Source organism: Clostridium boliviensis (genome assembly GCF_033342255.1).
In the GTDB taxonomy this organism is placed as follows: Bacteria; Bacillota; Clostridia; order Lachnospirales; family Lachnospiraceae; genus Lacrimispora; species Lacrimispora boliviensis.
Genome location: NZ_JAWONS010000030.1, coordinates 128,592 through 139,828, shown reverse-complemented (window position 1 = coordinate 139,828; position 11,237 = coordinate 128,592). Strand labels below are relative to the sequence as shown.

10 protein-coding genes are annotated in these 11,237 nt (G+C 45.3%); 8 read left to right on the top strand and 2 right to left on the bottom strand.

The features are described 5' to 3' along the window. Nucleotides 1-20 precede the first annotated feature (20 nt). Genes RZO55_RS02100 through RZO55_RS02090 form a run of 3 tightly spaced genes read left to right on the top strand, consistent with a single transcriptional unit; the run spans nucleotide 21 to nucleotide 4,619 of the window. Nucleotides 21-1,100 carry a carbamoyl phosphate synthase small subunit gene (locus RZO55_RS02100; protein WP_318062653.1) on the top strand — a complete coding sequence of 360 codons (1,080 nt, stop codon included), beginning with the start codon at nucleotides 21-23 and terminating at the stop codon, nucleotides 1,098-1,100. Beyond that, entirely contained in the window at nucleotides 1,093-4,296 is a 3,204-nt protein-coding gene (gene carB, locus RZO55_RS02095) for a carbamoyl-phosphate synthase large subunit (RefSeq protein WP_318062645.1), read from the top strand. Before RZO55_RS02100 ends, carB begins: the two co-directional genes overlap by 8 nt. A 14-nt stretch (nucleotides 4,297-4,310) precedes the next feature. Beyond that, the gene (locus tag RZO55_RS02090; RefSeq protein ID WP_318062644.1) at nucleotides 4,311-4,619 is read left to right on the top strand and encodes a DUF3837 family protein; all 309 of its coding nucleotides are present in this window, start codon (nucleotides 4,311-4,313) and stop codon (nucleotides 4,617-4,619) included. A 52-nt stretch (nucleotides 4,620-4,671) separates the two neighbouring features. Here RZO55_RS02090 and acpS read toward each other — a convergent pair whose 3' ends face one another. Further along, nucleotides 4,672-5,046 (bottom strand): holo-ACP synthase, encoded by a 375-nt coding sequence (acpS, locus tag RZO55_RS02085; RefSeq protein WP_318062643.1) that lies wholly within the window; start codon nucleotides 5,044-5,046, stop codon nucleotides 4,672-4,674. Beyond that, the gene (locus tag RZO55_RS02080; protein WP_318062642.1) at nucleotides 5,043-5,735 is read right to left on the bottom strand and encodes a TetR/AcrR family transcriptional regulator; all 693 of its coding nucleotides are present in this window, start codon (nucleotides 5,733-5,735) and stop codon (nucleotides 5,043-5,045) included. Before RZO55_RS02080 ends, acpS begins: the two co-directional genes overlap by 4 nt. A gap of 164 nt (nucleotides 5,736-5,899) precedes the next feature. On the opposite strand from RZO55_RS02080, the gene RZO55_RS02075 reads away from it, so the two are divergent. The 5 genes from RZO55_RS02075 to RZO55_RS02055 are packed head-to-tail and all read left to right on the top strand — an operon-like array spanning nucleotide 5,900 to nucleotide 11,237. Next, nucleotides 5,900-7,645, top strand: a complete 1,746-nt coding sequence (locus RZO55_RS02075; RefSeq protein ID WP_318062641.1) for a CocE/NonD family hydrolase — start codon at nucleotides 5,900-5,902, stop codon at nucleotides 7,643-7,645. A 26-nt stretch (nucleotides 7,646-7,671) separates the two neighbouring features. Further along, nucleotides 7,672-7,911: an acyl carrier protein gene (locus tag RZO55_RS02070; RefSeq protein WP_318062640.1), complete on the top strand. Its 240-nt coding sequence runs from the start codon at nucleotides 7,672-7,674 to the stop codon at nucleotides 7,909-7,911. Between the two features lie 23 nt (nucleotides 7,912-7,934). Further along, the gene (locus RZO55_RS02065) at nucleotides 7,935-8,939 is read left to right on the top strand and encodes a phosphate acyltransferase (protein ID WP_318062639.1); all 1,005 of its coding nucleotides are present in this window, start codon (nucleotides 7,935-7,937) and stop codon (nucleotides 8,937-8,939) included. Then, nucleotides 8,936-10,063, top strand: coding sequence for a butyrate kinase (gene buk / locus RZO55_RS02060; RefSeq protein WP_318062638.1), 1,128 nt, complete (start codon nucleotides 8,936-8,938; stop codon nucleotides 10,061-10,063). The genes RZO55_RS02065 and buk overlap by 4 nt, the downstream gene beginning before the upstream one ends. After that, nucleotides 10,056-11,237 (top strand): MFS transporter, encoded by a 1,182-nt coding sequence (locus RZO55_RS02055; RefSeq protein ID WP_318062637.1) that lies wholly within the window; start codon nucleotides 10,056-10,058, stop codon nucleotides 11,235-11,237. The genes buk and RZO55_RS02055 overlap by 8 nt, the downstream gene beginning before the upstream one ends.

The window sequence follows — 11,237 nt, the reverse complement described above, 5'->3', positions numbered from 1 at the left end:
AAAGGATTGGGACTTTGCGTATGAAAGCTTTTTTAATACTGGAAGACGGCACTGTTTTTACAGGCACGAGCATTGGTTCAAAACGGGAAGTGATCAGTGAGATCGTTTTTAATACTTCCATGACGGGTTATTTAGAAGTCCTCACCGACCCATCCTATGCGGGACAGGCAGTTGTGATGACATATCCGCTAATTGGTAATTATGGCATTTGTCAGGAAGATATGGAGTCATGCAAACCTTGGCCGGATGGCTACATTGTCAGAGAATTATCTAGAATCCCCAGCAACTTTAGAAGCGAGGATACCATTCAGCATTTCTTAGAAAGTAACGACATTCCAGGTATCAGTGGTATCGATACGAGAGCCCTAACAAAAATCTTAAGAGAAAAAGGTACAATGAACGGCATGATCACAACCCAGGAAGGATTTGATCTTGACGAAGTCATTTCGCGTATGAAAACATATTCTGTTGCAGGTGTTGTGAAGGCAACCACCTGTAAGGAATCTTATGTGCTTCCTGGTGAAGGCAAGCGGGTTGCATTGTTAGATTTAGGTGCCAAGAAGAATATTGCACGGTCTTTAGACGAGAGAGGCTGTGAAGTTACAGTATACCCGGCAGATACAAAGGCAGAAGTGATACTTGCTTCCAACCCTGATGGAATCATGCTGTCAAATGGCCCTGGAGATCCAAAGGAATGTACAGAGATCATTGAGGAGATACGTAAGCTGTATGAATCAGATATCCCCATTTTTGCCATCTGCCTGGGACATCAGCTGATGGCACTGGCTACAGGTGCAGATACCCATAAGCTGAAATACGGGCACAGGGGAGGCAATCACCCGGTAAAGGATTTAGAAACCGGAAGGGTCTATATCTCTTCCCAGAACCACGGATATGTGGTGGACGAGGATACTGTGGATCCTGCAGTGGCAGTTCCTGCATTTGTAAATGTCAACGACGGAACAAACGAAGGTATGAAATATACAGGAAAGAACATATTTACTGTACAGTACCACCCTGAAGCCTGCCCCGGACCTCAGGATTCCAGCTACTTATTTGACCGGTTTATAAATATGATGGAGGTGGGAAAGAATGCCTAAGAATCAGGATATCAAAAAAGTACTTGTTCTTGGATCCGGTCCGATTATCATCGGTCAGGCAGCAGAATTTGATTATGCAGGGACACAGGCATGCCGTTCTTTAAAAGAAGAAGGAATAGAAGTTGTTTTATTAAATTCCAATCCTGCAACCATCATGACAGATAAGGATATTGCAGATAAGGTTTATATCGAACCACTGACTGTAGAAGTCGTAGAGCAGCTGATTTTAAAAGAGAGACCGGACAGCGTGCTTCCTACCCTTGGGGGCCAGGCGGGCTTGAATCTGGCTATGGAGCTTGAGGATAAGGGTTTTTTCCAGAAGAACAATGTCCGCCTCATCGGAACCACAGCCCTGACCATTAAAAAGGCAGAAGACCGGGAGATGTTTAAGGAGACCATGGAAAAGATCGGAGAGCCGGTGGCTCCCTCTGATATCGTGGAAAATGTGGAAGACGGTTTAAAGATTGCAGAAGAAATCGGTTACCCCATCGTACTGCGTCCGGCTTATACAATGGGTGGCTCCGGCGGCGGAATTGCAGAAAATCAGGCCCAGTGCCGTGAGATCCTGGAAAACGGACTCCGCTTATCCCGTGTGGGGCAGGTTCTGGTAGAACGCTGTATCGCAGGCTGGAAAGAGATTGAGTACGAAGTGATGCGGGACGGGGCAGGTAATGTAATTACCGTCTGCAACATGGAAAACATCGATCCGGTAGGCGTTCATACAGGCGACAGCATTGTAGTGGCTCCCTCCCAGACCCTGGGAGATAAAGAATACCAGATGCTTCGTACCTCTGCATTAAAGATTATCAGTGAGTTAGGTATCACAGGAGGCTGTAACGTTCAGTATGCTCTTCACCCGGAGAGCTTTGAATACTGTGTAATCGAAGTAAATCCCCGAGTCAGCCGTTCCTCTGCTCTGGCTTCTAAGGCAACCGGATACCCCATTGCCAAGGTTGCTGCAAAGATCGCGCTGGGATACACCCTTGATGAGATTAAGAATGCAGTAACAAAGAAAACTTATGCAAGCTTTGAGCCTATGCTGGATTACTGCGTGGTTAAGATGCCCCGCCTTCCGTTCGATAAATTTTTAAGTGCTAAGAGAACACTTGGTACACAGATGAAGGCAACCGGTGAGGTGATGAGTATCTGCACCAATTTCGAAGGCGGTTTAATGAAAGCGATCCGTTCTTTGGAACAGCATGTAGACAGCCTAATGTCGTATAATTTCACAGGATTAACCGATGATCAGCTGACAGAAACCCTTCATCTGGTGGATGACAGAAGAATCTGGGTAATTGCGGAAGCATTAAGAAGAGGCTTTCCCTATGAACTCATACATGACATTACGAAGATAGATGTCTGGTTTATTGATAAACTGGCAATTCTGGTGGAGATGGAAGAAGCCTTAAAAAAAGGCCCTCTTACAACGGAGCTGTTAAAAGAAGCGAAGAGACTGGAATTCCCGGATACAGTGATTTCAAGGCTGACCGGTATATCTATAGAAGAAATCCATCAGAAAAGAAAAGAAAACGGGATAACAGCTGCATTTAAGATGGTAGATACCTGTGCGGCTGAGTTTGCGGCAGAGACTCCGTATTACTACTCCTGCTTTGGAAGTGAGAATGAAGCAGAGCAGACGACAGGAAGAAAAAAGGTTCTTGTATTAGGCTCCGGACCAATCAGGATCGGTCAGGGAATTGAATTTGACTTCTGTTCGGTTCACAGTACCTGGAGCTTCAGCAAGGAAGGCTATGAGACCATTATTGTCAATAACAATCCGGAAACAGTCAGTACGGATTTTGATATAGCAGATAAACTGTATTTTGAACCTCTGACCCCTGAAGATGTGGAAAGCATTGTGGATATTGAAAAACCGGACGGAGCTGTGGTGCAGTTCGGCGGTCAGACAGCCATCAAACTGACAGAGGCACTGATGAAGATGGGCGTACCCATTCTGGGAACTGCAGCAGAGGATGTGGATGCGGCAGAAGACCGGGAACTTTTTGATAAGATTCTGGAAGAGTGCCAGATTCCAAGGCCTGCAGGAAAGACTGTATACACAGCAAAAGAGGCCAAGGCAGCGGCAGCAGAGCTGGGATATCCCGTTCTTGTAAGACCTTCCTACGTTCTGGGAGGACAAGGAATGCAGATTGCCATCTCTGACCAGGATATCGATGAATTTATAGCGATTATCAACCAGATCGCCCAGGAACACCCCATATTAGTAGATAAGTACATTGTTGGTAAGGAAATCGAGGTAGATGCAGTCTGTGACGGAGAAGACATTCTCATACCGGGAATCATGGAACATATTGAACGTGCAGGCGTTCACTCCGGTGACAGTATCTCCGTATATCCAGCTCAGAGTCTGAACGAAGCCATCAAAGACAAGCTTGTGGAATATACCAGAAGACTTGCAAGAGCACTTCACGTAAAAGGAATGATCAACATTCAGTTTATTGTAAGTGGAGAAGAGGTTTATGTCATAGAGGTAAATCCCCGGTCTTCCCGTACAGTGCCCTATATCAGCAAGGTTACTGGAATCCCCATTGTCCCGCTGGCGACCAGAGTCATCTGCGGCCATACCATAAAGGACCTTGGTTACAAGCCGGGGCTTCAGCCGGAAGCGGATTATATCGCTGTAAAGATGCCGGTATTCTCCTTTGAAAAGATCCGCGGTGCGGACATCAGCCTGGGACCTGAGATGAAGTCTACAGGAGAGTGTCTGGGAATTGCAAAGACCTTTAATGAGGCACTTTATAAAGCGTTTGCAGGATCAGGAATCAAGATTCCAAAGCATAAGAATATGATCATTACAGTGAAGGATTCTGATAAAGAAGAGATTATTGATATTGCACGCAGATTTAAAGATCAGGGCTATAAGATTTTCTCTACGGCTGGTACTGCAAAGGTGTTAAATGATAACGGAATTAAAGCACTCCAGGTACGAAAGCTGGAGCAGGAATCCCCCAACCTTCTGGATCTGATTCTGGGTCATGAGATTGACCTGGTAATCGATACTCCGCCCCAGGGAGCAGACAGAAGCAGGGATGGCTTTGTAATCCGCAGAAACGCCATTGAGACCGGTGTGACCGTGCTTACGTCCTTAGATACGGCAGCAGCTCTTGTGACCAGCATGGAAAACAGAGCAAAAGAACTGACTCTGATTGATATCGCTACAGTTAAAAATGTATAAGGAAGCGTAGGGTTATGGTATTTTATATTAATAAACAGGCTGTAGAAATTAAAACCAGATTCGAAAACGCGCCCTTAACTTCCCCCAATGAGGCTTGCGCGGCTATGGGAATGCTTTATAAAATCTATGGTCTGCCTGTTCCCGAAAAAAAAGAGATGGTCAGTGACATGAAGAAGGATTTTCATGAGGCAGTTGGCGCACTTCCGGTTCCGTCGGAATATGCAGCAAAAATTACAACCCTTCTTGATGAGTATTACAAAGATGACAAAGTAACTGATGAAATCTATGAGCTGTTAAAATACAGCTATGATGAACAGCGGTAATAACGAAGAAAGACTGGTGCAGGATGAATTCCTGTTCCGGTCTTTTTCTCTTTTATTCAGATAAGAGCACGTATGCAATTGCATAATCAGTATCGTAGGATAAGGAGATGAGAACCGTTTTTATGCCTTTCTCTCCAGCCAGCTTTTTGGCATTTCCGTGAAAGTATACCACAGGCTGTCCGTTTTCGTTCTCCAGAATTTCAATCTCATGGAGACGCAGAGCATCTCCATGAACAGAAAAGGCTTTAAAAACTGCTTCCTTTCCGGCAAATCTGGTGGCAAAGCTGTTAAGGGGAACCGGGCGGCTTAAAATCAGCTCCAGTTCCTTTTGGGTATAGGTTTTTGTTACAAAAGGATCATTCAGATCCATGACCGCATTTTCTATGTTGTGGATATTCAAAATGTCAGTGCCAATTCCAATAATCATTGCATATCCTCTCTGTCAGCCGGAAATTTCATTTTCTCTTCAAAATCAGGAGACGTCATTTGCTTATTAGATAGAAAACCTGCGCCAACGCGCATGGTATTTAACAGATTGATAATTTCCCTGACGGATAAAAAGTCCTCTTCTTTGCTGTCTAACCAGGTGCGTGCAGCCATAAAATGAAGCTCAATAAATATTTTTGTAAAATGTTCCCGTAAGCTGTCTCTCGGCATTCCGTCATAGTCCATAATGTGGTTGATCTGATCATTAAGGATGCCCTTTAACTTCTTAACAAAGTAACCGTCTCCATTCCTGGAGTCCAGTAAAGCAGAAACCGCTTTTGGCTGGTCTTGGCAGAAGTCAAACCAGACGAACAGCTCCTGAGGCGGAGCGTAGTTGTATTTGGTCTCAAATAGTTCCGGTGGAAACAGACCGGGACGTTTTGGGGGAAGCAGCTGGTAACGGCGGTTAAGATCTGTAATCAGCGTATCTTCAATCTGTTCCATTAAATCATAAATATCGTTAAAATACTGATAAAAGGTTCCTCTGGTAATTTCTGCAGCGAAACATAATTCCTTTACAGTGATCTTATCCCATTTTTTTTCATGGATCAGTTCCAGAAAAACATCGATTATTCTTAATTTTGTCTGTTCTGATTTCGCCAGTCTTTGTTTCTTATTTAATTCCTTCACAATCTGTCTCCCTTGTGCAAAATGTCTTGATAAAATCGTACACTTATAAAAAATGTGTTCTGTTCATGTACAGGAATTCCAATTAAAATGTGATTATAACAAATTTCATAGAAAAAGTATACAATATTAGTTTTATGAAAGCAAGCATAAGGGAGGATATGATTGTGCCAGATCATAGAGAGAGAATTACGAAAACAGTGGAGATGTCAGGCGAACCGGTAGAGATCTATATGACAAAGATGATGACGCCATGCACCTCAGAGGAATTTAAGGCAATGTCTGTGGAAGAGAGAGAGACTGCAAAAGTCCAGCCGCCTTTAAACCAGCGCACCTACAGTCCTGAAGAAGGAATTGTCTGCATGCAGGATATTCCGGTTAAGATGCGGGATGGAGTAACGATTTATGCTGATATCTATAAACCGGAGGCAGAGGGAAGATATCCATTAATCATCTCCTGGAGTTTTTACGGGAAACGGCCGTTTGACGGACAGTCAGAATGGCAGATTATGGGAGTTCCGCCTCAGACCGTATCCAATATGTCAAAGTTTGAAAGTCCTGATCCGGGTTACTGGTGCCGGCGCGGTTATGCGGTGGCCAACGTGGATCCCAGAGGAATCGGGCACTCGGAAGGAGATTTTGTACAGTTTGGTTCCCAGGATGGGAAAGATGGCTATGATTTTATTGAATGGGCGGCCAAGCAGTCCTGGTGCAGCGGCAGATGTGCTCTGTCAGGAAACAGCTGTGTTGCCATGACCCAGTGGCGTATTGCTTCCCAGCAGCCACCTCATCTCACCTGTATGGCTCCATGGGAATCTACCACGGATATGTATCGGGAGTCCCTGTGCGAGGGAGGGATACCGGCTCATTCCTTTGTCAGACTGGTAATGAAGGAGGCCTGCGGTCCCAATTATATGGACAGCACGCCGGATAATCTGGAGAAATACCCATTTATCGACTGTGCCTATTGGAAAGACAAAGATCCTGTGTGGGAGAATGTTACCATTCCCGTATATCAGACTGCGTGTTGGAATCACTTTCATTTAAGGGGATCCATTAATGCCTTTAGAAAATGCCGATCCAGGAGAAAATGGCTGCGTGTCCACAGGGATTTTGAATGGCCCGATGCCTACAGCAATGAAAATCTGAAAGATCTGGAACTGTTTTTTGCCAGGTATTTAAAGCTGGAGAGAAATGGATGGGAGCTGACTCCCAAGGTTCGGATTGAAGTACAGGATACTGGTGAATTTCTTACCATGAAAAACCGTCCCGAAGAGAATTTTCCGCTGAAACGGACAAAGTATGAAAAGCTGTATTTAGACGCATCAGACAGATCCATGAAAAAAGAACCGGTAGAGAAAACGGCCATGGCGGTTTATGAAAGTGAGACCGGGGAGGTCTGGTTTGACTATCGTTTTGAAGAAGATACGGAGCTGACCGGATATATGAAACTACGGCTTCATGTGGCTGCGGAAAGCTATAACGATATGGATTTATTCATTGCCGTACAAAAGCTTAGCACCAAAGGTGATCTGCTGCCTGTCACATTATTTGGTGAACCCCATCCCGGTGCCTGGGGTAAGATGCGGGTATCACGCCGGAAGCTGGATGAAAAGCTTTCCACAGATTACTGTCCGGTGCAGGCCCACATATATGATGAAAAGCTTAAGCCAGGTCAGATTGTTCCTGTTGATATTGAGATTGTGCCAACCAGCCGCTTTTTCCATAAAGGCCAGCAGATCAGGGTTTCAATTGCAGGCAGATACATACGGGGTGACTGGTTTGAACCTCTGATGTGGAATTCGGATAATCAGGGAAATCATCTCATTTATACAGGGGGAGAGTACGATTCGTTTCTCCAGATACCGGTAATACCGCCCCGGTTTCAGGATGGAGACTTCATAATCCGGTAACAGAACAAAAAGAAAGAGGAAAAATTATGAGAGAAAAAGTATTGGAAAAGATCATAGAGCGTGCCGGCAGCATATGGAATGCAGAGCCCTCAGCCATGAGTGAAGAAACAGTTTTTGCAGATATGAACCCCAAATCCGCACATTATTCCCAGATGACTACATTTTTAGAAGATGAATTTGATATTGAGGTTCCTTATATGAACTTCAAACGCTGCCGAACCTTTGGCGAAGCAGCAGACTATATTGTGGAATTGTTAGAGGACTAGACAGATTTTATGCGGAGGCTGACATGAATAAATTTATCACAGAAATGGCATGTAAGGCAAAGGAAAATCCACAGAAAATAGCATTTCCTGAAACCTTAAACAGGGATATCCTTCAGACTGCCAGCATGGTTGTGGAAACAGGAATTGGATTTGTGCTGTTAATGGGAAATCAAAAAGAGATCGAAGACCTTGCCAAGCAGGAAGGCATATCAACACAAGGCTTTGAATATTTCGACTGCGGGGACGAGCAAAACAGAATAATGCTGGCGGACGAATACAGCCAGAAGTACCTCGACTTTACGAAAAAATCAGTACTGAGCAAAGCAAAGGATCCGGTACGGTGCGCAATGTTCCTGTTAAAGCTGGGGAAAGTGGACTGTGTGGCAGCAGGGAAGGAGTATTCAACCGGAGACGTTATCTTTGAAGCAATGAGCATTGTAGGATTAAAAGAAGGAGTGGAAAGTGTATCCAGCCTTGGAATTGCGGATATTCCCGGCTTTGAGGGACCGGAGGGGACCTTGCTGGGACTGGCCGATTGTGCAATCACAGCCCAGCCGGATGCAGCAGATCTTGCAGGCATTGCCATATCATCCGCTGACACAGTCCGGACTTTGTTAGGCTGGGAGCCGAGGGTGGCCATGCTGTCCTTTTCTACCTGCGGCAGCGCAGATCACGAAAGTATTGATGTCGTCAGGGAGGCGGTCATGCGGGTACGGAAAATCCGCCCGGATATAAGAATTGACGGAGAATTTCAGATGGATTCTGCTATAATCCCATCAGTTGCTGAGAAAAAGGTGAAATGGGAGAGTGAGGTTGCAGGAAAAGCAAATGTCCTGATTTTCCCCAATCTCCATGCTGGTAACATCGGAGTGAAGATGATCCAGATTTTCGGCAAAGCCAATGCCTACGGTCCTGTACTTCAGGGGTTTGCGCGGCCAGTCTGTGATTTCTCCAGAAGTGCTCCAGTGGAAGAAATGTTTGGGAACGTGGCAATGCTTGTGATTCGTGCAGGAGGAGAGAAGGGATGAGTACATATAAGATATTTACCATCAATCCAGGCTCCACCTCTACCAAAATAGCTCTTTTTGAGGGGGAAATGGAGCTCTTTTCTAAGAATGTCTGCCATGATGCAAAGAGTCTGGCTGCATTTGCGGCTATATCCGATCAGTTCTCTTATCGCCGGGATATGATTGAGAAACTTTTGAATGAAAACGGGATTTCCTTAAGCGGAGTGGATGCAGTTGTGGGCAGAGGAGGAGGACTTCTGCCAATGGAAGGCGGAACATATGAGATTGATGATCTTGTGTTAGAACACTCCCAAAAGGGAGCTAACGGCGTACAGCATCCCGCCATGCTCGGTCCCAGGCTGGCCAGAGAATTTGCGGATCTGTATCAGGCGAAAGCTTATATCGTCAATCCCCCGGATGTGGATGAACTCCAGGATCTTGCAAGAATGACAGGTATTAAAGGAGTATACCGGGTAATTCATCTCCATGCCTTAAATTTAAAGGAGGTCGCAATCAGGCATTCAGCTCATTTGGGCAGAGCTTATGAGGACTGCTGCTATATTGTCTGCCATATAGGTGGGGGCATTTCCGTATCTGCCCACCGGCATGGGAGGATGATAGACGGATTTGATATTACAGGCGGCGAAGGTCCAATGGCTCCTACCAGATGCGGAAGTATTTCTGTGGCTGATTTATTGAACTACTGTGAAGGAAAAACCTTAGAAGAAGTGAAACAGCTTTGTACGAAAAAGGGGGGGGTTGTAAGCCATACGGGAAGATCTGATGCGTTGGAGCTAAGTCAAAAAGCGCAAAGAGGAGATCCTTACGCAAAAATCCTCTGGGATACCATGATTTATCAGATTGCTAAAGCCATAGGTTCTATGGCGGCTGTGCTTCACGGCAGGATTGATGGAATCTTACTGGGAGGCGGTATGGTTCACAATGAAAATCTGGTAAAACAGATTACGGAAGCCTGCGGCTGGATATCTGCGATTACGTCCTACCCCGGCGAATTCGAGATGGAGGCAATGGCAGCAGGAGCTGTCCGGGTCTTAAACCAGACGGAGACCGCAAAGCGGTATCAGGGTATCAGTAAATTCCAGGGATTTGAATTTGATAAGAAAGGAATGAGCTCCGTTGAATAAATCAAATAAGATAAGAATTATTATATCAATCATCGCCATTTCTTTTATTCAGGGACTTCAGTTTAGCATATCCCCGGTCCTGGGGCAGATCAGGGAATCGTATCCAGGAGTTTCGGTAAGTATGGTTCAGATGTTGATTACAGCGCCCGCATTATGTTCCATGGTGGTTGCACTTGCATCTGGTGTGCTGGTAATGAAAACCAGCAAAAAAAAGCTTTTGCTTTTTGCCGGCTTTGTTGCGGGAATTACAGGTTTTATTCCATTTCTTTCTGACAGCTTTTCCCTCTTGTTCTTCTCACGTGCCTGTTATGGAATTGCTCTTGGACTTGCATGTACATTAAATACAGCGGTGGTGGCAGAATTCTTCCAGGGAGATGAGCGTGTTTCTGTAATGGGGATTCAGTCTGCCAGTATCGGAGCAGGAATGGTTTTTATCACCACCTTAGGCGGCGTGCTGGGGGCCATTGATTTCCGTGCGGCTTATTTTCTACATATAATCGGGTTTCTTTCTCTCGCAGTGATTGCCTTCTGTCTTCCGGATACAGGAAAGACCGGTTCGCCGGGAGGAAAAGGAGTCCGGTTAAATGGTAAAGTATTAAGAATCTCCCTGTTAGGGATGGTGGTGTTTTTATTTTTAATCACTTATACGACCAATATTTCCATGCACTTAGAAGGCAAAATTGCAGGTGATTCCACTGTGGCGGGGCTTCTGACCGGAACTTTTTCCGGCGCACAGATTGTTATGGGACTGATTCTTGGCAGTGTTGTGAAAATAACAGGAAAATATACGCTTCCAGCTGCTATGATGCTCTTTAGTGCAGGAGGTATTCTGCTGATTCTGTATCCGGAAAATATAGCAATGCTCATGGCAGGAGGCGCTTTGTGTGGGTTTTCCCAGGGAATGTTTGTTCCAAGGGCGATGTGCGAAGTATCGGACGCAGTTGCTCCTGCCGCAGCAGCTATGGCAGCTGCCTGCTTTACCTGTTTTATGTGTTTTGGCCAGACCATTTCACCATTTGTGTTAAATACGGTATCCGGGCTGATATTTCAAACGGTTACCACCGGTCATGTCTACCTTATAGCTGTATCTGCAATGGCAGTGGCAGCGGCGGTAGTATTCATTTGGAAAAGTATCTGGGAAAGTGAAAAAACTACAGAAATGAAAGGGGCTTAA

Coding starts and splice junctions, on each gene's coding strand:
- RZO55_RS02100 (WP_318062653.1), top strand. CDS start 21: ATGAAAGCTTTTTTAATACTGGAAGACGGCACTGTTTTTACAGGCACG.
- acpS (WP_318062643.1), bottom strand. CDS start 5,046: ATGATTATTGGAATTGGCACTGACATTTTGAATATCCACAACATAGAA.
- buk (WP_318062638.1), top strand. CDS start 8,936: ATGAGTACATATAAGATATTTACCATCAATCCAGGCTCCACCTCTACC.
- RZO55_RS02090 (WP_318062644.1), top strand. CDS start 4,311: ATGGTATTTTATATTAATAAACAGGCTGTAGAAATTAAAACCAGATTC.
- carB (WP_318062645.1), top strand. CDS start 1,093: ATGCCTAAGAATCAGGATATCAAAAAAGTACTTGTTCTTGGATCCGGT.
- RZO55_RS02070 (WP_318062640.1), top strand. CDS start 7,672: ATGAGAGAAAAAGTATTGGAAAAGATCATAGAGCGTGCCGGCAGCATA.
- RZO55_RS02065 (WP_318062639.1), top strand. CDS start 7,935: ATGAATAAATTTATCACAGAAATGGCATGTAAGGCAAAGGAAAATCCA.